The 19,412-nt window shown below is 70.3% G+C and carries 19 protein-coding genes; all 19 read right to left on the bottom strand.

What is annotated here, in order from left to right:
• Position 1: 1 nt before the first annotated feature.
• The 19 genes from nuoH to paaA all read right to left on the bottom strand — a co-directional run bounded on the left by nuoH (position 2) and on the right by paaA (position 19,326).
• A complete protein-coding gene (gene nuoH, locus CLT68_RS08295) occupies positions 2 to 1,354 on the bottom strand; it encodes an NADH-quinone oxidoreductase subunit NuoH (protein ID WP_099849914.1) in 1,353 nt (450 codons plus the stop codon).
• Positions 1,351 to 3,858 (bottom strand): NADH-quinone oxidoreductase subunit G, encoded by a 2,508-nt coding sequence (locus tag CLT68_RS08290; protein ID WP_099849912.1) that lies wholly within the window; start codon positions 3,856 to 3,858, stop codon positions 1,351 to 1,353. The genes nuoH and CLT68_RS08290 overlap by 4 nt, the downstream gene beginning before the upstream one ends.
• Positions 3,859 to 3,916: 58 nt before the next feature.
• A complete protein-coding gene (gene nuoF, locus CLT68_RS08285; RefSeq protein WP_099849910.1) occupies positions 3,917 to 5,233 on the bottom strand; it encodes an NADH-quinone oxidoreductase subunit NuoF in 1,317 nt (438 codons plus the stop codon).
• A complete protein-coding gene (gene nuoE, locus CLT68_RS08280; RefSeq protein WP_099849909.1) occupies positions 5,230 to 6,453 on the bottom strand; it encodes an NADH-quinone oxidoreductase subunit NuoE in 1,224 nt (407 codons plus the stop codon). Before nuoE ends, nuoF begins: the two co-directional genes overlap by 4 nt.
• Complete coding sequence (locus tag CLT68_RS08275) at positions 6,450 to 7,775, bottom strand: NADH-quinone oxidoreductase subunit D (RefSeq protein ID WP_099849907.1); 1,326 nt, start codon at positions 7,773 to 7,775, stop codon at positions 6,450 to 6,452. Before CLT68_RS08275 ends, nuoE begins: the two co-directional genes overlap by 4 nt.
• Positions 7,772 to 8,509 (bottom strand): NADH-quinone oxidoreductase subunit C, encoded by a 738-nt coding sequence (locus CLT68_RS08270; RefSeq protein ID WP_099849906.1) that lies wholly within the window; start codon positions 8,507 to 8,509, stop codon positions 7,772 to 7,774. Before CLT68_RS08270 ends, CLT68_RS08275 begins: the two co-directional genes overlap by 4 nt.
• Positions 8,506 to 9,183, bottom strand: a complete 678-nt coding sequence (locus tag CLT68_RS08265) for a NuoB/complex I 20 kDa subunit family protein (RefSeq protein ID WP_030486262.1) — start codon at positions 9,181 to 9,183, stop codon at positions 8,506 to 8,508. Before CLT68_RS08265 ends, CLT68_RS08270 begins: the two co-directional genes overlap by 4 nt.
• A 14-nt stretch (positions 9,184 to 9,197) precedes the next feature.
• Positions 9,198 to 9,563, bottom strand: coding sequence for an NADH-quinone oxidoreductase subunit A (locus tag CLT68_RS08260; protein ID WP_007454588.1), 366 nt, complete (start codon positions 9,561 to 9,563; stop codon positions 9,198 to 9,200).
• A 135-nt stretch (positions 9,564 to 9,698) separates the two neighbouring features.
• On the bottom strand, positions 9,699 to 10,976 hold the full coding sequence (locus CLT68_RS08255; RefSeq protein ID WP_088951125.1) for a geranylgeranyl reductase family protein: 1,278 nt from the start codon (positions 10,974 to 10,976) through the stop codon (positions 9,699 to 9,701).
• A gap of 139 nt (positions 10,977 to 11,115) precedes the next feature.
• A complete protein-coding gene (locus CLT68_RS08250; RefSeq protein ID WP_088951124.1) occupies positions 11,116 to 11,340 on the bottom strand; it encodes a hypothetical protein in 225 nt (74 codons plus the stop codon).
• Between the two features lie 87 nt (positions 11,341 to 11,427).
• Positions 11,428 to 12,138: a demethylmenaquinone methyltransferase gene (locus tag CLT68_RS08245; protein WP_099849904.1), complete on the bottom strand. Its 711-nt coding sequence runs from the start codon at positions 12,136 to 12,138 to the stop codon at positions 11,428 to 11,430.
• A 165-nt stretch (positions 12,139 to 12,303) separates the two neighbouring features.
• Positions 12,304 to 13,584 (bottom strand): cell wall anchor protein, encoded by a 1,281-nt coding sequence (locus tag CLT68_RS08240; protein ID WP_099849902.1) that lies wholly within the window; start codon positions 13,582 to 13,584, stop codon positions 12,304 to 12,306.
• 420 nt (positions 13,585 to 14,004) lie between these two features.
• On the bottom strand, positions 14,005 to 15,195 hold the full coding sequence (gene mqnC, locus CLT68_RS08235) for a cyclic dehypoxanthinyl futalosine synthase (protein WP_099849900.1): 1,191 nt from the start codon (positions 15,193 to 15,195) through the stop codon (positions 14,005 to 14,007).
• A 74-nt stretch (positions 15,196 to 15,269) separates the two neighbouring features.
• The gene (locus CLT68_RS08230) at positions 15,270 to 15,671 is read right to left on the bottom strand and encodes a hypothetical protein (RefSeq protein ID WP_099849898.1); all 402 of its coding nucleotides are present in this window, start codon (positions 15,669 to 15,671) and stop codon (positions 15,270 to 15,272) included.
• Complete coding sequence (gene paaE / locus CLT68_RS08225; protein WP_088951118.1) at positions 15,668 to 16,777, bottom strand: 1,2-phenylacetyl-CoA epoxidase subunit PaaE; 1,110 nt, start codon at positions 16,775 to 16,777, stop codon at positions 15,668 to 15,670. Before paaE ends, CLT68_RS08230 begins: the two co-directional genes overlap by 4 nt.
• The gene (paaD, locus tag CLT68_RS08220; RefSeq protein ID WP_088951117.1) at positions 16,774 to 17,250 is read right to left on the bottom strand and encodes a 1,2-phenylacetyl-CoA epoxidase subunit PaaD; all 477 of its coding nucleotides are present in this window, start codon (positions 17,248 to 17,250) and stop codon (positions 16,774 to 16,776) included. Before paaD ends, paaE begins: the two co-directional genes overlap by 4 nt.
• Positions 17,244 to 17,969, bottom strand: a complete 726-nt coding sequence (paaC, locus tag CLT68_RS08215) for a 1,2-phenylacetyl-CoA epoxidase subunit PaaC (protein ID WP_099849896.1) — start codon at positions 17,967 to 17,969, stop codon at positions 17,244 to 17,246. The genes paaD and paaC overlap by 7 nt, the downstream gene beginning before the upstream one ends.
• Complete coding sequence (gene paaB / locus CLT68_RS08210) at positions 17,966 to 18,250, bottom strand: 1,2-phenylacetyl-CoA epoxidase subunit PaaB (protein ID WP_088951115.1); 285 nt, start codon at positions 18,248 to 18,250, stop codon at positions 17,966 to 17,968. Before paaB ends, paaC begins: the two co-directional genes overlap by 4 nt.
• The gene (paaA, locus tag CLT68_RS08205; RefSeq protein ID WP_099849894.1) at positions 18,247 to 19,326 is read right to left on the bottom strand and encodes a 1,2-phenylacetyl-CoA epoxidase subunit PaaA; all 1,080 of its coding nucleotides are present in this window, start codon (positions 19,324 to 19,326) and stop codon (positions 18,247 to 18,249) included. The genes paaB and paaA overlap by 4 nt, the downstream gene beginning before the upstream one ends.
• Positions 19,327 to 19,412: the final 86 nt, after the last annotated feature.

The following is a 19,412-nucleotide window of genomic DNA, read 5'->3' as shown; positions in this document are numbered from 1 at the left end:
GTCACACCTCCCTGGAGTCCGAGCCGGCAACGATGTTGGCCGGCTCCCGCTCGGCGACCACGCGCGTGATGCGCGGGCTCGGTGGTACCTGAAGATCCATCGGTGGCAGCGGGAAGCTCCCGTACGGCCGGTTGTCGACCTGTTCCTGAGTTGTCGGCTTCGGCTGCGGCCGGCGGCTGGGCCAGAACAGCGTGGCGATCAGCAGCAGGCCGGCGGGGATGCCGACCGCGATGACCTTGCCGCGGGTGTCCCAGTCCTCGATGGAACGCAGGCCCGACAGGACCAGGATCCAGACCAGGTTGATCGGCAGCAGCACCTTCCAACCGAGGCGCATGAACTGGTCGTAGCGCAGCCGGGGCAGCGTGCCGCGCAGCCAGACGAAGACGAAGACCAGCGCGATCACCTTGCCGAAGAACCAGAGCATCGGCCACCAACCGGAGTTGGCGCCCTCCCAGATGGTGATCGGCCACGGTGCCCGCCAACCGCCCAGGAACAGCGTGGTGGTGACCGCGGACATGGTCACCATCGCGACGTACTCGCTGAGCATGAAGAGCGCGAACTTCAGCGAGCTGTATTCCGTCATGAAGCCGGCGACCAGCTCGGACTCGGCCTCGGGCAGGTCGAACGGCGCCCGGTTGGTCTCACCCACCGTGGCGATGAAGAAGATGATGAAGCTGGGCAGCAGCAGGATCGCGTACCAGCCCGGCGCCGGGATCTCGGTGCCGAAGATGGTCAGCCGCGTGGCGTCGCCCTGAGCGGCGACGATCCCGCTGGTGCTCATCGTGCCGGCGGTCATGAAGACCGCCACGATGCTCAGGCCCATGGCGACCTCGTAGGAGATCATCTGGGCGGTCGACCGCAGACCACCGAGGAGCGGGTACGTCGAGCCGGAGGCCCAACCACCCAGCACGATGCCGTAGACGCCCATCGACGAGCAGGCGAGCAGCAGCAGCACCGCCACCGGCACGTCGGTGACCTGCAACGGCGTGTGGTGGCCGAAGATGCTCACCATCGGGCCGAAGGGCACCACCGACAGCGCGGTGACCGCACAGATCACCGAGATGGTCGGGGCGAAGAAGTAGACGACCTTGTCGGCCGCCTTCGGCAGGATGTCCTCCTTGAAGGCCATCTTCAGGCCGTCGGCGAGGGTCTGCAGCAGGCCGAACGGGCCGACCTGGTTGGGGCCGGGCCGCACCTGCATGTAACCGACCACGCGCCGCTCGAACCAGACACCGAGCAGGGTGGCCAGCAGACCGAAGGCGAACGCGAAGACGATCTTGCCGAGAACCAGCCACCACGGATCCCGGCCGAAGTCGGCAAGCGTCGGATCCTGGGCCAGGATTGACGAAGTCACTGGTTACCCCCGGAGTTGAGGAGCGGACCCGGGAGCCCGGTCTCGTCGGCCGCCACGCGCCCGGCCGGGATGGCCGTGCTCGGTGCGGGAACGGAGATCCGGACGACAGTGCCGGACGTCGCCCCGAGGCTGCGTCGCACGGTCGAGCCGGGTGAGTTGGTCGGCAACCAGACCACGCCGTCCGGCATTTCGGTGAGCTCCGCCGGCAGGGTCAGTGCCCCCCGGTCGGTGCCGACCGTGACCGCGTCGCCGTCGGCGACACCGAGCGCCTCGGCGGTGCCCTTACCCAGCCGGACCACCGGCGGGCGGGCGGTGCCCGCGAGGTTCTCGTCGCCTTCGGTCAGGCTGCCGAGGTCCACCAGTTGGTGCCAGGTGGCCAGCACGGCCTCCCCGGCAGCCGGGTGCGGCACCCGGCCCGGCGCCACCGACGGTGCGGACGGCCGGGACGTACGCGTCGCCGGCAGCGTGCCCAGCTCACGACGCACGCTCGGCACATCCGCCGTGCCGAGCCGCACGTCGAGGAGCGCGGCCAGCGCGTCGAGCACCCGGCCGTCGGTCATCGCGGCGGTGTTCAGCACCGCCTCGAACGGGCGCAGCCGACCCTCCCAGTCCAGGAAGCTGCCGGCCTTCTCGGCCACCGGGGCGACCGGCAGGACCACGTTCGCCCGCCGGGTCACCGCGCTGGCGCGCAGCTCGAGGCTGACCAGGAACGGCACCGCGTCCAGGGCGGACTCGGCCAGTCGCGGGTCGGCCAGATCGGCCGGGTCGACGCCGCCGACGACAAGCGCGCCGAGCTGCCCGTTGGCCGCCGCGGTCAGGATGCCGTCGGTGTCCCGGCCGGCCTGGCTCGGGATCACCCCGGCCGGGATGTCCCACGCCTCACCCAGTTCCGCCCGGGCGGCCGGCTCGGTGACCAGGCGTCCACCGGGGAGCAGGTTGGGCAGGCAGCCCGCGTCGACAGCGCCGCGGTCACCCGCGCGCCGCGGCACCCACACCAGCTTCGCGCCGGTACGCCGCGCCACGTCCGCCGCTGCGGAGAGCCCGCCCGGCACAGTGGCCAGTCGCTCGCCGACGATCAGGATCGCGCCCGGTGCGCTCAGCGCCTCGGCGACCGTGGCGTGCTCGGCGAGCACGCTGGCCTCCTCGCCCGGCACGACCCGGGCCAGCTTGGCACCGAGCTTCTCCAGGCCGCGGGTGGCGAACGGCGCCAACGCGTACACCGTCAGGGTCTTCTTCAGGTACGCCTTGCGCAGCCGCAGGAAGAGGATCGGGCACTCCTCCTCCGGCTCCAGGCCGACCAGCACCACCGCCGGCGCGTTCTCCACGTCGGTGTAGGTGACGTCGGTGACCCCGGCGACCGAGCTGGCCAGGAAGTCGGCCTCCTCGCGGGAGACCGGCCGGGCCCGGAAGTCGATGTCGTTGGTGTTCAGGGCGACCCGGGCGAACTTCGCGTACGCGTACGCGTCCTCGACGGTCAGCCGGCCGCCGGTGAGCACCGCCGTGCCCTGCCCGCTCTCCCGAGCAGTGTGCAGGCCCTCGGCGGCCACGGTGAGCGCCTCGCTCCAGGACGCCTCGCGCAGCTCACCGGTGTGCTCGTCGCGGACCAGCGGGGTGGTCAACCGGTCGGCGGCCCGGGTGTACTGGAAACCCCACCGGCCCTTGTCGCAGTTCCACTCCTCGTTGACCTGCGGCTCGTCGCCGGCCAGCCGGCGCAGCACCTTGCCGCGCCGCCAGTCGGTGCGCTGCCCGCAGCCGGCCGAGCAGTGCTCGCAGACGCTCGGGCTGGACACCAGGTCGAACGGGCGGGCCCGGAAGCGGTACTGCGCACCGGTCAGCGCGCCCACCGGGCAGATCTGCACGGTGTTGCCGGAGAAGTAGGAGTTGAACGGGACGTCACCGGCGTCGCCCTCTTCGCCGTACGCGTCGTCCCGGTAGATGTTGATCTCCTCGGCGGACGACCGGCCCATCAGGTCGATGAACTTGTCGCCGGCGATCTCCTCGGAGAACCGGGTGCACCGCTGACAGAGCACGCACCGCTCGCGGTCCAGCAGCACCTGGCTGCTGATCGCCATCGGCTTCTCGTACTCCCGCTTGTGCTCGTGGAAGCGCGAGTCGGTGCGGCCGGTGGACATCGCCTGGTTCTGGAGCGGGCACTCACCGCCCTTGTCACACATCGGGCAGTCCAGCGGGTGGTTGAGCAGCAGCAGCTCCATCACCCCCTCCTGCGCCTTCTTGGCCACCGGGGAGGTGATCTGCGTACGCACGACCATGCCGTCGGCGACGGTCTGGGTGCAGGAGGCCACCGGCTTGCGCTGGCCCTCCACCTCGACCAGACACTGCCGGCACGCGCCGGCCGGGGCCAGCAGCGGGTGGTCGCAGAACCGGGGGATCTCGGTGCCCATCTGCTCGGCGACCCGGATCAGCAACGTCCCCTTGGGAGCGGTGACCTCGACGCCGTCGATGGTGAGCGTGACGGTCTCGGTCTGCTTTGCTACGTCGGTCACAGTGCTTGCCTTTCGCTCGCGACTGCGGGGCTCGCTCCGCTCACTCCTCGCGCTCGCATCAGTGAGCTCCAACTAGCTGCTTGTCCGACAGCTTCGGCGCGGTACGTCCCTCGATGTAGTCGAGGTAGTCCTGCTTGAAGTACTTCAGTGACGAGGTCACCGAGCTGGTCGCGCCGTCACCCAGGCCGCAGAACGAGCGGCCGAGGATGTTGTCGCAGGTGTCCAGCAGGGTGTCCAGGTCTTCGTGGGTGCCCTGACCGGCGAGGATCCGCCGGTAGACCCGAACCATCCAGTAGTTGCCCTCGCGGCACGGGGTGCACTTGCCGCACGACTCGTGGTGGTAGAACTCCAGCCACCGGTACGTCGCGTAGACCGGGCAGTCCTGGTCGGAGAAGATCTGGGTGGCCGTGGTGCCCAGGATCGAGCCGGCCGCCGCCACCCCCTCGAAGTCCAGTGGCACGTCCAGGTGCTCGGCGGCGAGCAGCGGGGTGGACGAGCCGCCCGGGGTCCAGAACCGCAGGTTGTGCCCGGGCTGCATGCCACCGGCCAGCTCCAGCAGCTCGCGCAGCGTGACACCCATCGAGCACTCGTACTGGCCCGGGTTGACGATCCGACCGGACAGCGAGTAGATCATCGGCCCGGAGGACTTCTCGGTGCCCATGCTCTTCCACCAGTCGGCCCCACCGAGCACGATCGGCGGCACGCTGGCGATGGTGCCGACGTTGTTCACCACCGTCGGGCTCGCGTACAGGCCGTGGGTGGCCGGGAACGGCGGGCGCAGCCGGGGCTGCCCCCGGAAGCCTTCCAGCGAGTCCAGCAGCGCCGTCTCCTCGCCGCAGATGTACGCTCCGGCGCCGGAGTGCACCACCAGCTCCAGGTCGTAGCCGCTGCGCAGGATGTTCCGGCCGAGGTAGCCCTTGTCGTACGCCTCCTGGACCGCGTTGCGCAGCCGACGCGCGGCGTGCACCGCCTCGCCCCGGATGTAGATGTAGGCGCGGTTGGCCCGGATCGCGTACGACGCGATGATCACGCCCTCGACCAGCGCGTGCGGGTCGTGGGTCATCAGCGGCAGGTCCTTGCAGGTGCCCGGCTCGCCCTCGTCGGCGTTGACCACCAGGTAGTGCGGCTTGCCGTCGCCCTGCGGGATGAAGCCCCACTTGAGACCGGTGGGGAAGCCGGCGCCACCCCGACCGCGCAGCCCCGAGTCCTTGATCAGCTGGATCAGGTCGTCCGGGTGGGCCTTGAGCGCCTTGCGCAGTGCGGCGTAGCCGTCCAGTTGCTCGTACGTGCCGATACGCCAGGCGTCCGGCGACAGCCAGCGCTTGGTCAGCACCGGCGTCAGCTTGGCCACGGTCTCCGGGCGGGGAGTGGTCACTTCTGGGCCCCCGTTTCGTTCGCGTCCGCCGGTCCGGCGCCGTCGGCGTCCGTGCCAGCCTTCGCTTCGGTGAGGTTGCGCTCCTGCGCCCCGGCCTCGTCGCCGGCGGGCTTGCCGTCACCGGCCGGCGCGTTGGCCGCCACACCTGCGGCCTCGGCCGACCGTGCGTCGCCAGCCTCGGGCGCGGTGCCGGTGTCGTCAGTCGGGACCTTGGTGCCAGGGGCGTCCGGCGCCGCCGTGCCTGCGTCCGGCTGCCGGGTCTCGGCGGTACGCACCTGCGGCGACTTGTCGTCCGGTGCCTTGACGTCCCGCGTGGTGCTGCCACTGGCGTCTGCCGGCTTCGCCGGCCCGGTGGCCTCCGCCGGCTTCGCCGGCCCGGTGGCGTCTGCCGGCTTCGCCGGCTCGCCGACCCCGGCCGCCCCCGTCGGGGCGGACGCCCCGTCGCCGCCCTTGACCGGTGCCGCGCTGGCCTCGACGGGCGCCGGCTTGGCGGCCTCCGCCTTCGCCTTCGCCTCAGCGGCGGCCTTGTCGGCCTCGGCCTTGCTGCGGATCGGGGTGTTCGGGTCGAAGCCCGGCACCGAGACGCCGTGCTCCTGCGCCAGCCGCAGCCCGCGCAGCGTGGGCTCACCCGGCCCACCGTCGGCGACCGCGCCCTCGCGTTCGTCGGCGAAACCGGCGAGCTGCACCGCCATTTCCTTCAGGGTGCAGAGCCGGGCACCGCGGGTCGGCATCGGCCGCCCGCCCGCCCGCAGCTCGTCGACGACACCGACCGCTGTGGACGCGTCCACGCCGTCGAAGAAGTCGTAGTTGACAGTCATCACCGGGCCGTAGTCGCACGCCGCCAGGCACTCGGCGTGCTCCAGCGTGATCGTGCCGTCGGCGGTCGTCTCGTCGTGCCCGACGCCCAGGTGCTCGGACAGGGTGTCGTAGACCTCCTGGCCACCGAGCACGTTGCACATGGTGTTGGTGCAGACGCTGACCAGGAAGTCACCGGTCGGCTTGCGCTTGTACATCGTGTAGAAGGTCGCCACCGCGCCGACCTGGGCCTTGTTCAGCCCCAGGACCTCGGCGCAGAACGTGACCCCGGCCGGGGAGACGTACCCCTCCTCGGCCTGCACCAGGTGCAGCAGCGGCAGCAACGCCGAGCGGGACCGGTCCGCCGGGTAGCGGGCGATGATCTCGCGCGCCCGCTCCCGGGTCTCGTCAGTGAAAACACTCATCGGTCACAACCACCCATCACCGGGTCCAACGAGGCGCCGCCGGCGATCACGTCGGCGATCAGACCGCCCTCGGCCATCGCCGGGAGGGCCTGGAGGTTGACGAAGCTGGGCTCGCGGTAGTGCACCCGGTACGGCCGGGTGCCACCGTCGGAGACCGCGTGCACGCCCAACTCGCCCCGGGGAGACTCGATGGCGACGTACACCTGGCCCGGCGGAACCCGGAAGCCCTCGGTCACCAGCTTGAAGTGGTGGATCAGCGACTCCATCGACTGACCCATGATCTTCGCGACGTGCTCCAGCGAGTTGCCCATGCCGTCCACGCCGATGGCCAGCTGCGCCGGCCAGGCGATCTTGCGGTCGGCGACCATCACCGGGCCCGGGCGGAGCCGGTCCAGGGCCTGCTCGACCAGCTTCATCGACTCCCGGATCTCGGCGAGCCGCACCTGGTAGCGGCCCCACACGTCACCGTCGGGGTGGGTCGGCACGTCGAACTCGTAGTTCTCGTAACCGCAGTACGGCATGGTCTTGCGCAGGTCCCAGGCGAGACCGGCGGAGCGCAGCACCGGCCCGGTGATGCCGAGGGCCACGCAGCCGGTCACGTCCAGCACCGCGACGTTCTTCGTCCGCTCGGTCCAGATCGGCTGGCCGGAGAGCAGGTCCTCGTACTCCTTGAGCTTCTTCGGCATCATCTTGAGGAACTCGCGGATCTTGACGATCGCCTCGTCCGGCACGTCCTGCGCCACACCGCCCGGCCGGACGTACGCGTGGTTCATCCGCAGACCGGTGATGGTCTCGAAGATGTCGAGGATGTACTCCCGCTCGCGGAAGCCGTACAGCATGATCGAGATCGCGCCCAGCTCCATGCCGGTGGTGGCCAGCCAGACCAGGTGCGACGAGATCCGGTTGAGCTCCATCATCAGCACGCGGATGGTGGTGGCCCGCTCGGTGATGTCGTCGGTGATGCCGAGCAGCTTCTCGACGGCGAGGGCGTACGCCGTCTCGTTGAAGATCGGGGCGAGGTAGTCCATCCGGGTCACGAACGTCGAGCCCTGAACCCAGTTGCGGTATTCGAGGTTCTTCTCGATGCCCGTGTGCAGGTAGCCGACGACGGAACGGGCCTCGCGGACCGTCTCACCCTCCAGCTCCAGGATCAGCCGCAGCACCCCGTGCGTGGACGGGTGCTGCGGACCCATGTTGACGACGATCCGCTCGTCGTTGATCGGGTCGGTGCCCGAGACGATGGTGTCCCAGTCCCCACCGGTGACGGTGAAGACCCGACCCTCGTCGGTCTCGCGCTCGCTGGCGTAGTTCGACGTCGTCACTGGTACGACCTCCGCTCGTTCGGCGGCTGGATCTCCGCGCCCTTGTACTCGACGGGCACACCGCCGAGCGGGTAGTCCTTGCGCTGCGGGTGGCCCTCCCAGTCGTCCGGCATGAGGATCCTGGTCAGGTTGGGGTGGCCGTCGAAGACGATGCCGAACATGTCGTACGCCTCGCGCTCCTGCCAGTCCGCCGTCGGGTAGATGGCGGTCACGCTGGGCAGGTGCGGGGCCTCGACGGAGACCGCGGCCTCCAGCCGGACCCGCCGGCGGTACGTCATCGAGGTGAGCAGGTAGACCACGTGCAGCCGTCGCTCGTCGGCGCCCAGGTAGTCCGCGCCGGACACCGACGAGCACAGCTCGAACCGCAGCGCCAGGTCGTCGCGCATCACCTGGCAGACCTCGGCGATCCGTTCCGGGCGGATGTGCAGCGTCAGCTCACCCCGGTCGACCACGACCTTCTCGATCGCGTCGCCGAAGGCCGGGTACGCCTCCTCCAACGCGTCGCGGACCTCGTCGAAGTAGCTCCCGTACGGACGGGACGCCTCCTCGATGGGCTGGCGCTGGCGGACCAGGCCGCCGTAGCCGGACACGTCGCCGGTGCCCTGGTTGCCGAACATCCCGCGCCCGGCCGGGCTGGCCGGCGGGAACTCGGCGGGGGCACCACTGGTGGCGCCGGCCGGCACCACCGGCAGCGGTACGCCGCCGTCGTTGGGCTTGTCCGTGGGTGAGGTCATTTGGGGCCTGCCTGCGGGTGGAGGTGGTTCTGAGCGTTCATCCAGTTCTCGATCCGCAACTGCTCCTCGCGGCCCTCGCGGACCGCCCGGGTCCACTCGGCACGCCGGGCCTTGTCGCTGCGGTACGAGGAGGGCATGGAGCCGTAGGGCACGACCGGAACGTCGCCGCGCTCCTGGCGGGCAGCCAGCATCTTGCGGCCGTTCGGGCCCAGCGGCTCATACATGATCTTCTCGCGGAGCTTGAGGATCGCGTCGATGAGCATCTCCGGCCGGGGCGGGCAGCCCGGCAGGTACATGTCGACCGGCACCACGTGGTCGACGCCCTGCACGATCGCGTAGTTGTTGAACATGCCGCCGCTGCTGGCGCAGACGCCCATCGAGAGCACCCAGCGGGGCTCGGCCATCTGGTCGTAGATCTGGCGCAGAACCGGGGCCATCTTCTGACTCACCCGGCCGGCCACGATCATCAGGTCGGCCTGCCGGGGCGACGCCCGGAAGACCTCCATGCCCCAGCGGCCCATGTCGTAGTGGGGACCACCGGCTGCCATCATCTCGATGGCGCAGCAGGCCAGGCCGAAGGTAGCGCCCCACACGGACGACTTCCGGGACCAGTTGACCAGCTTCTCCACCGAGGTGAGCAGGACGCCGGCGGGAAGCTTCTCCTCGATGCCCATCTGACGTTCCTTCCTCAGTCCCAGTCCAGGCCGCCGCGCCGCCACACGTAGGCGTACGCAACGAAGACCGCGACGATGAACAGGACCATCTCCACGAAGCCGAAGATCGGCAGAGCGTCGAACGAGACCGCCCAGGGGTAGAGGAAGATGATCTCGATGTCGAAGACGATGAAGAGCATCGCCGTCAGGTAGAACTTGATCGGGAACCGGCCGCCGCCTACCGGCTGCGGGCTGGGCTCGATGCCGCACTCGTAAGCCTCGAGTTTGGCCTTGTTGTAGCGACGGGGACCCGCGAAGCGGGCGGCGCCGACGGAAAACAGCGAGAACGCCGCGGCGAGGGCGAACAGCCCGATGATCGGTGCGTAAGGCGAGAGCGACATCGTTTTCTCCTGCTCGTCCTTCCCTGCCCTCGGTGCTTGACGAAAATCACACTATTCACGTCCCTCGCAGTGGCAGTCGGCGGGGGTCGATCTTTGTCGGCGTCGGGGCTGTGACCAGCACCGACGCCGTCCTACTTATACGGCTGGAGCTGCCTTCGTCATCGCGTTGATGACCCGGTCCATCGCATCCCCGCCACGCGGGTCGGTCAGGTTGGCCAACAGCTTGAGGACGAAACGCATCAGCGTCGGGTGCGGCATGCCGTGTTTGGTGGCGATCCGCATGATCTCCGGGCGGCCGATCAGTTTCACGAAGATGCCGCCCAACCGGTAGTAACCGCCGAGTCGGGCCTTCAGCTCGTTCGGGTACGCCATCAGCGCCCGCTCCCGCTCCGGGCCGGCCGGCCGGGCCAGGGCCTGGACGATGGCCTCCGCGGCCAGTTCGCCGGACTCCATCGCGTACGCGATGCCTTCGCCGTTGAACGGGTTGACCATGCCGCCCGAGTCACCGACCAGCAGCACGCCACGGGTGTAGTGCGGCACCCGGTTGAAGCCCATCGGCAGCGCGGCGCCGAGGATCGGGCCGTCGGCGTTGGTCTCGTCGGTCATCCCCCAGTCCTCGGGGGTGTTGGCGAGCCAGTCGGTGAGCAGCCGGCGGTAGTTGGTCTTGCCGAACGCCGAGGACGAGTTGAGCACGCCGAGACCAACGTTGACCCGACCGTCACCCAGGCCGAAGATCCAGCCGTACCCGGGCAGCAGGTTGTCGCCGCTGTCCTTGCTGCGCAACTCCAGCCAGGACTCCAGGTAGTTGTCGTCGTGCTTGGCCGGCGAGCGGTAGTAGCGGCGGACGGCCACGCCGATCGGCCGGTCCTCCCGCTTGGCCAGCCCGAGCGCGAGCGGGAAGCGGCCGGAGACCCCGTCCGCCGCGACGACCAGCGGGGCGTGGAAGGTGGTCGGCTCCTTGCCCGGCCCGACCTCCGCCTCGACGCCGGTGACCCGGCCGTCGCCGTCGAGCACCGGGCCCAGCACGTTGACGTTGGTCCGCAGCTTGGCACCGGCGGCCACCGCCTGCCGTGCGAGCAGGTCGTCGAAGTCCAGTCTCGTACGCACCAGGCCGTAGTTGGGGAAGCTCGCCAGCTCCGGCCAGTCCAGTTCCAGGCGCACCCCGCCACCGATGACGCGCAGGCCGCGGTTGTGCAGCCAGCCCGCCTCGGGCGAGGTGTCCACACCCATCCGGATGAGCTGACGGACGGCGCGCGGGGTCAACCCGTCGCCGCAGACCTTCTCCCGCGGGAACTCGGTCTTCTCCAACAACAGCACCCGTACGCCGTGCCGGGCCAGGTGGTACGCAGTAGCTGATCCACCGGGACCGGCGCCCACGACAATGACGTCGGCGTCGTGTTCCACCGGGGTCATTCGCGCCTCCTCCCGCACGCTCGTGAAATGCTTCACAAGCCAGACGGGACGAGTCTATGACCGGCGTCATACCAGCGCAGGATCAGGGGTACCTAACTCGCCGATGTGACAGTCCCTGACCGTCCAAAGCAGTCAGGTGTCAGGCCGAGCTGGAGGCGTCCAGCCCCGCATCGACCCGGATTGTCTCCGGCAGATGCTCACGGAGCGCGCCACCCGCCGCCCGGTCCAGTGCCGCCAACACCTCGGCGACCACCAGCCGAACCTCCACCGGGTCGGCTCCGGCCAACGCGCGCAACTGCGCGATGAGTTCGGCCGCGTCGTCGTCGGTGGCGGCCACCGGGTCCGCCGGGTCTGCTCCGGTCATGCGATCGAGCGTACGGGGCAAAGTGGACTAAAGACCGATATTCACGAAACCTGAATAATGTCCGTGCCGTCCCGTGTCGATCGCGGACTACTCGCGGATGCCCCGATGCAGGGCAACCACACCACCGGTCAGGTTGCGCCACGCCACTCGTCCCCACCCGGCCGCGGCGATCCGCCCGGCAAGCGCGGCCTGCGGCGGCCAGGCCCGGACCGACTCGGCGAGATAGACGTACGCCTCGGGGTTGCTCGACACCGCTCGGGCGACCACCGGCAGCGACCGCATCAGGTACGACAGGTAGACCGTCCGGAAGGCCGGGTTGACCGGGGTGCTGAACTCGCAGACCACCAGTCGCCCGCCCGGCCGGGTGACCCGGGCCAGCTCACGCAGGGCCGCATCGGTTTCGTTGACGTTGCGCAGCGCGAAGGAGATGGTCACCGCGTCGAAGCTGGCGTCGGCGAACGGCAACCGCAGCGCGTCGCCGGCCAGCAGCGGCACCTCGGGGCGGGCCCGCTTGCCGGCGTACAGCATGCCCAACGACAGGTCGGCGCCCACCGCGTACGCCCCGGACTGCGCCAGCTCCCGCGTCGAGACGCCGGTGCCCGCGCCCACGTCCAGCACCCGCTCACCCGGCCGCAGCCCCAGTGCCGCACGGGTGGAGCGACGCCACGAGCGATCCTGACCCAGCGAGATCACCGTGTTGGTCAGGTCGTAACGCTCCGCCACGCCGTCGAACATCGCGGCGACCTCGTGCGGCTGCTTGTCCAGACTGGCTCGCTGGCCCTGCGGGGTACGGCTCACCCCTCCACTCTGCCAGCCGGCCGACGAGCGCCGCCAGCTGGGTGCGGTGCCGTCGCACGGGTACGCGAAAGGGCGGGGTGGTCGCCCACCCCGCCCTCGCGTCGTGCCAGATCCGCCGCCGTTGCGCCTCCTGTCGAAGCGCCTCGGGTCAGCGGCGCGGTGTCATCAGTCGGTCGACTTCTCGTCGCCCGGAGCGACCAGGACGACCTTGCGCCGACGGGAGAGCACCAGCAGCGCCCCGCCCACGAGCAGGATGATCGCGCCGATGCCGCCGATCAGGCCGACCTGCACACCGGTCACCGGCAACCCACCACCGTCGGAGCCACCGCCACCGGCACCCGGCGACGTGGTCGTGCCGGGCGTCGTCGTGCCGCTCGGGCTCGGCGTGCCGTCCGGCGTCGGAGTGGCGGTGGGCGTCGGGGTCGCGGTGGGCGTCGGCGTGGGGGTCGGGGACGGCTGAGTGGTCAGGTCGACGAAGACGTCGAAGATCGCCTGGTTGTCACCCTCGTCGACCTCGGTGAAGGCCTTCCGCTGGGCGCTGGTCGCCGGCTCCGGCTCCTCCTCGGGCTGACCCGTCGCCGCGTCCAGACCATGCGCGACCAGCTCACCAACGCGCAGCACCGGCTCGGTGACGTTCGTGCCGACCGTCACCTTGATGTCCGCCGTGTAGTACTCACCGGGCTTGATCACCGCGCCGTCGTCCTGGCAGAGCGCCTGGGCGACGCCGCCGAAGGTCTGCGCGACGCAGGTGTCCGGCAGGGTGGTGAAGGTGACCCCGGCCGGGAGCGTGAGCACGTAGGACAGGCCGGTGGCCTTGCGGCTGCCGTCGTTGTAGACCGCCCAGTCCAGTGGCACCGTCTCGCCGCGCCGGACCGGCCTGAGGTCGGGGTCGTCGCCCTGGACGCCGTTCACCACCACGTTCGCGTTGACGTCCTGCACCCAGCTGGTCAGGTCGTAGCCGGGCTTCGCGACGGTGATGTCGTGCTCGACCGTGTTGTCCTCGCGGTTGGGGTCGGCGGTGGCCGATTTGATGGTGACCACCAGCGTGCCGGCCTCACCGCGACCACCGGTGGAGAAGAGCGGGATGCCGAAGTCTTCGCTGGTGCCGGCGGCCACGTCGCCGAGCTGGCAGGTGAAGGTCCTGCCCTTCACCTGGCAACCGTCGGGCACCAAGACGCCGACCCGGCCCTTGCGCAGGTTGCTGGTGTCCACGGTGTAGCTGACGCCCTTGGCGGCGACCGTGCTCCGGGTGTTGTCGACCAGGAACTTGAACGGCTTGGCCTTGGCCGCCTTGACGCCCTTGGCCAGCTCGTAGCTGAGCGGCACCAGTGCCAGGTCAGCCTGGTCGGCGGCCTGCGCCGGGACGGCCACGGTGGCCAGGCCACCGGCCGCGAGCAGAGCCACAACGCCAGCGCGCGCCAGGGTCGAGCGGTGGAACGCTGTCATCAGTCCCCCGGGGGTAGGGAAGAAGAATGGTTGCGGAACGGAGCGGACGCTATCGAAGGTCGATCTCGTACGCCAGCGGGCGGGGGTGTTTTCATCCGTCCGGCCCGAGCTGGGCAGACGGTACGGGCGGGATGGTCACCCATCCCGCCCGTACCGCCGTGCGTTATATGAACGACCCTCAGCGGGCCGATGGAGGACAGCCCACGGCCATCAGACCATCCGCCACCAGCACGGTCGCCCCGTTCTCGGCAACCGACTGTGGCAACGGATACGAGGCGCGACGCTAGCCGTCGACGATCATCTCCACCAGCCCTTGACCGGGCAGCCTGACGCTGCGGCGACGGGGACCACCCGTACCGCCGGCACGACCCGGCAGGAGCATGAGCCTCGGTCAGCCGAACGGCCGGACGTCGAGCCGCGTCAGTTGACCTCGACCAGCGGCAGGGATCTGCCCGCCCCGCCACCGGGCAGCGCGATCGAGGAGAAGTGTGAGACCACCCGCTCGTCGGTCGGGTCGTCGGCCGGCGTGTGGTGCACGGCGAGCCGGTTGTAGAGGGTGTCCCGCTGCGCGGGGATCCGGTCCGCCGAGCGGATCATGCCGATCAGCTCGTGCAGGTTGGAGCGGTGCCGGGCACCGGCGGAGGAGATGACGTTCTCCTCCAGCATGATCGAGCCGAGGTCGTCCACGCCCATGTGCAGCGAGAGCTGCCCGACGTCCTTGCCCGTGGTCAGCCAGGACGCCTGGAGGTGCGGCACGGTCTCGAAGAAGAGCCGGGCCACCGCGACCAGCCGCAGGTATTCCAGCGTGGTCGCCTGGGTGCGGCCCTTGAGGTGGTTGTTCTCCGGCTGGTACGTCCACGGAATGAAGGACCGGAAACCGCCGGTGCGGTCCTGCACGTCCCGGATCATGCGCAGGTGCTCGATCCGCTCGGCGTGCGTCTCACCGGTGCCCATCATCATGGTGGCGGTCGACTCGATGCCCTGCCGGTGGGCCAGCTCCATGACCTCCAGCCAGCGCTCACCCGACTCCTTGAGCGGCGCGATGGCCTTCCGCGGCCGCTCCGGCAGCATCTCGGCGCCGGCACCGGCGATCGAGTCCAGACCGGCGGTCTTGATCCGGGCGATCGCCTCGTCCAGGCTCACACCGGAGACCTTCGCCATGTGCAGGATCTCGCTGGGGCCGATCGAGTGGATGACCAGCTGCGGGTACGCCTGCTTGACCGAGGAGAACAGCTCCTCGTAGTACTCCACGCCATAGTCCGGGTGGTGCCCGCCCTGGAGCATCACCTGGGTCGCACCCAGCTCGACCGCTTCGCCGCACCGGCGCAGGATCTCCTCGGTCGGGTGGGTCCACCCTTCCTTGTGCTTGGGAGCGCGGTAGAACGCGCAGAACTTGCACGCCGTCACGCAGACGTTCGTGTAGTTGATGTTGCGGTCGATCAGGTACGTGACGACGTTGTCGGGGTAGCGCCGCCGGCGCACCGCGTCCGCCGCCTCGCCCAACGCGTGGAAGGGCGCCTCGGTGTAGAGCAGCAGCGCCTCCTCGGGCGTGATCCGCCCGCCGTCCGCGCCACGCTGCAGGATGTCGTCGATCTCCCGGCTCACCGTCACACCCCGAGCCTACGTCGGCCCACCCGACTCGACCGCCGGACCCCGGCGGGGTGCGGCACGTCCCACAGCTGCAGTCAGCTCTCGCGTACCTCGACATGTACGCCGTAGGTGTCCCGCAGCTCCGCCGCGAACTCCGGCCCCGCCCACGCCGGCACGTACGCCTGCCACCACGACCGCTCGGAGTGCCCCGGCATCGCCTGCTCGGAGAGCACCGCCCGGAACCGCTCGTCCGCCGCCTCGATCCGCTCCCGGACCCACCCCATCTGCGGAAAGCCCGACAACCGTTCGTCGGTCAGCACACTCTCGATGGCGTCCCGGATGCTGAGGTCGCCCCAGTACTCGTCGAGGTTGTCGTGATAACCCTCCTCACAGAACTCGACGAGCTGCTCCCACCCCTCCACGTAGCCGGTCGGTCGCCGTCCCCCGGTGACCTCGGCAAACCGCTCGACGAACTCCCGGTCGTTCGGCGTCGTCATGCGTCGTAGTCGACAGTGAGCTTGTCGGTCGTCGGGCTGGACTGGCAGGTCAGGACGTAGCCGGCGGCCAGCTCGTCGGGCTCCAGGGCGTAGTTGCGGGCCATCGTGACGGCACCGTCCACGACCTTCGCCTTGCAGGTCGAGCAGACACCACCCTTGCAGGCGTACGGCAGCTCGCCGCGCACCTTCAGCGCGGCGTCCAGCACCCGCTCCTCGCGACCCATCGTGAAGTTCGACGAGCGGCCGTCCAGCACGATGGTCACCTCGGCCCCGGCGCCCACCTGGTCGGTGGGCCGGCGGACCGGCTCCGGAGGCGCGTCGACGTGGAACAGTTCGGTACGCACCGCCGACTCGGGAAGCCCGCGCGCGGTCAGCACGTCCCGGACGTCGACGACCATGCCGTACGGACCGCAGAGGAACCATTCCTCGACCAGGTCGCCCGGCACGATGCTGCCCAGCAACCGGCCCAGCCTCTCGGCGTCGATGCGTCCGGAGAGCAGTGGTGACTCGCCCTGCTCCCGGGAGAGGACGTGCACCAGGTGCAGCCGGGTGGGATAGCGGTCCTTCAGGTCGGCCAGCTCCTCGGCGAACATCACAGTGTTCGCCGTGCGGTTGCCGTACACCAGGGTGAACGTGCTGGCCGGCTCGACGGCCAGGGCGGTCGCGACCAGCCCGAGCACCGGTGTGATGCCGGAGCCGGCGACGACCGCGCCGTAGTGGCGCACCCGGTCCGGCGCGAAGGCCGTCGTGAAGGTGCCCAGCGGCGGCAGCACCTCTACCGTGTCGCCGCCGCGCAGCGCCCCGCAGGCGAACGCCGAGAACGCGCCGCCGGGGATCTCCCGCACCCCGATCCGCAACCGGCCGTGCCGGGTCAGGTCGTCGGGAGTGGAGCAGATCGAGTACGACCGGCGCACGTCCGAGCCGTCCTCAGCCACCCGCCGCACCGTGAGGTGCTGACCCGCCCGGAACGCGAACGTGTCCCGCAACTCCTCCGGTACGGCGAACGTGACAGCCACGGAGTCGTCGGTGAGCCTGTCGACGGCCGCGACCGACAACGGGTGGAAGGCCGGCCGGCGACGGACCGGGCGGGTGATGGTGACAGTCACAGCGCCTTCAGGTGGTCGAAGGGTTCGGAGCAGGAACGGCAACGCCACAGCGCCTTGCACGCGGTGGAGCCGAACCGGCTGACCTGCTCGGTCTCCGGCGAACCGCACTGCGGGCAGCGGACCGCGAGGGTCAACGACACCACGCCGGCGGCCGGCACCGGGGCCGGCGGTGCGATCCCGGCGGCGGCGAGCTTGGCCCGCCCACCGTCGGAGATCCAGTCGGTGCTCCACGGTGGGCTGAAGACCGTGCGCACCTCGGCGTCGGCGTGGCCCGCGACCGCGAGCGCGCGGCGGATGTCGGCCCGGATCACGTCCATCGCCGGGCAGCCGGTGTAGGTCGGGGTGATGGTGACGGTGACCCGACCACTGGCCGGATCCTCCTCCACCGCCCGCAGGATGCCCAGCTCGTCGATGGTGATCACCCGGATCTCCGGGTCCACCACCGACGCGGCCGCCTCCCTGGGGTTCACCACTGCGCTCCGGGGTGGGCGCGGTGCAGCACCTGCATCTCGGCGAGCAGGTAGGCCAGGTGCTCGGTGTGCACGCCGGTTCGTCCACCGGCCGGCGCCCAGCCGCTTCCCGGCAGGGTGAGCGTCGCCTCGGTCAGCACCGCGCCGACGGTCTCGTCGAACGCCGGCCGCAGGGTGGCCGGGTCGACCGGCGCCGCCGGGTCCGCGGCGAACAGCTCATGGGTGTACGGCCACACCTGGTCGACGGCGGCCTGCATGCGGCGGTGCGACTCCTCGGTGCCGTCGCCGAGCCGCTTCACCCACAGCGCGCCGTGGTCGAGGTGGTACGCCGACTCCTTGCGCGCCTTCGCGCCGATCGCGGCCAACCGCTCGTCCGCACAGCCGGCCAGTGCCGTGTACAGCGGCAACTGGTACGCCGCCAGGAAGAACAGCTTCGCCATCGTCACCGCGAAGTCGCCGTTGGGCAGCTCGACCAGTAGCGCGTTACGGAACTCGCGGTCGTCGCGCAGGTACGCCAACGCGTCCTCGTCCCGGCCCGCGCTCTCCAGCTCGCCCGCGTACGACAGCAGCAGGCGGGCCGCGCCGAGCTGGTCGAGGGCGATGTTGGCCAGCGCCACGTCCTCTTCCATCTCCGGCGCGCGGGTGGTCCACTCGGCCAGACGCTGCGCGGCGATCAACGCGTCGTCGCCGAGGCCGAGGGCGAAGTCGAAGGGCCCGTTCACAGGTGGGCCACCCCGTCCGGCACCTCGTAGAACGTGGGATGGCGGTAGACCTTGTCGGCGGCCGGGTCGAAGAAGGCGTCCTTCTCGTCCGGGCTGGACGCGGTGATCGCGCCGGCCGGCACCACCCAGATCGACACGCCCTCCTGGCGACGGGTGTAGAGGTCCCGGGCGTTGCGCAGGGCCAGCTCGGCGTCGGGGGCGTGCAGGCTGCCGACGTGGGTGTGCGACAGCCCGCGCCGCGCCCGCACGAAGACCTCCCACAGAGGCGAGTGATCCGTCATGCCGCTACCTTCTCCCGCTGTTCTGCCCGCTTCGCGGCGTACGCCGTGGCGGCCTCCCGTACCCATGCGCCGTCGGCGTGTGCGGCCCGGCGGTGGGCGATCCGTTCCCGGTTGCACGGCCCGTCGCCGGAGATGACCCGCATCAGCTCGTCGTAGTCCGGCTGGGTGTAGTCGTGAGCCTGCCGTTCCTCGTTCCAGCGCAGGTCCGGATCCGGGATGCGCAGCCCGAGGATCTCGGCCTGCTGGACGCACATGTCGACGAAACGCTGCCGCAGGTCGTCGTTCGAGAAGCGCTTGATCTTCCAGGCCATCGACTGACCGGAGTGCGTGGAGTCGCCGTCCGGCGGGCCGAACATGGCCAGCGACGGGTACCACCAGCGGTCCACCGCGTCCTGAGCCATCGCCTGCTGCCCCGGGGTGCCGTGCGCCAGAGTGTGCAGGATCTCGTAGCCCTGCCGCTGGTGGAACGACTCCTCCTTGCAGACCCGGATCATCGCCCGGGCGTACGGGCCGTAGGAGCAGCGGCACAGCGGCACCTGGTTGACGATCGCCGCGCCGTCCACCAGCCAACCGATCGCGCCCACGTCGGCCCAGCTCAGGGTGGGGTAGTTGAAGATCGAGCTGTATTTCTGTCGCCCGTCGAGCAGCAGCCGGACCAGCTCGTCGCGGCTGATGCCGAGGGTCTCGGCGGCGGCGTAGAGGTAGAGGCCGTGGCCCGCCTCGTCCTGCACCTTGGCCAGCAGGATCGCCTTGCGCTTGAGTGACGGCGCCCGGCTGATCCAGTTGCCTTCCGGCTGCATGCCGATGATCTCGGAGTGGGCGTGCTGGGCGATCTGCCGGATCAACGTCCGGCGGTATGCGTCGGGCATCCAGTCGCGTGGCTCGATCTTCTGCTCGGCGTCGACGACCTCGGCGAAGTACGCCGCCAGGTCCTCGTCCGGGGCTGGGCCGCCACGCCGTCCGCGCGCTGCCGCCGCGCGAAGCTCGGCCTCGGCGGCCTCGACCTCACCCAGCAGGCCGCTGCCGGGGGCGTCGTCCGGGGCGCCGTTCGGGGCGGAGAAGTCGTTGCCATACATGACGCTAAGTGTTACAGCTTGCGCCACGTTGCACCAGGGGGTGTAACAGGAATCCGAGGATCCCATCCGTAACGGAATGAGCGCTT

This window comes from Micromonospora sp. CNZ299, assembly GCF_002754415.1.
This window is presented reverse-complemented; position numbering and strand designations above follow the sequence as displayed.

Coding starts and splice junctions, on each gene's coding strand:
- nuoE (WP_099849909.1), bottom strand. CDS start 6,453: ATGAGTGTTTTCACTGACGAGACCCGGGAGCGGGCGCGCGAGATCATC.
- CLT68_RS08270 (WP_099849906.1), bottom strand. CDS start 8,509: ATGACCTCACCCACGGACAAGCCCAACGACGGCGGCGTACCGCTGCCG.
- CLT68_RS08265 (WP_030486262.1), bottom strand. CDS start 9,183: ATGGGCATCGAGGAGAAGCTTCCCGCCGGCGTCCTGCTCACCTCGGTG.
- CLT68_RS08260 (WP_007454588.1), bottom strand. CDS start 9,563: ATGTCGCTCTCGCCTTACGCACCGATCATCGGGCTGTTCGCCCTCGCC.
- CLT68_RS08255 (WP_088951125.1), bottom strand. CDS start 10,976: ATGACCCCGGTGGAACACGACGCCGACGTCATTGTCGTGGGCGCCGGT.
- CLT68_RS08250 (WP_088951124.1), bottom strand. CDS start 11,340: ATGACCGGAGCAGACCCGGCGGACCCGGTGGCCGCCACCGACGACGAC.
- CLT68_RS08240 (WP_099849902.1), bottom strand. CDS start 13,584: ATGACAGCGTTCCACCGCTCGACCCTGGCGCGCGCTGGCGTTGTGGCT.
- CLT68_RS08230 (WP_099849898.1), bottom strand. CDS start 15,671: ATGACGACGCCGAACGACCGGGAGTTCGTCGAGCGGTTTGCCGAGGTC.
- paaB (WP_088951115.1), bottom strand. CDS start 18,250: ATGACGGATCACTCGCCTCTGTGGGAGGTCTTCGTGCGGGCGCGGCGC.
- paaA (WP_099849894.1), bottom strand. CDS start 19,326: ATGTATGGCAACGACTTCTCCGCCCCGAACGGCGCCCCGGACGACGCC.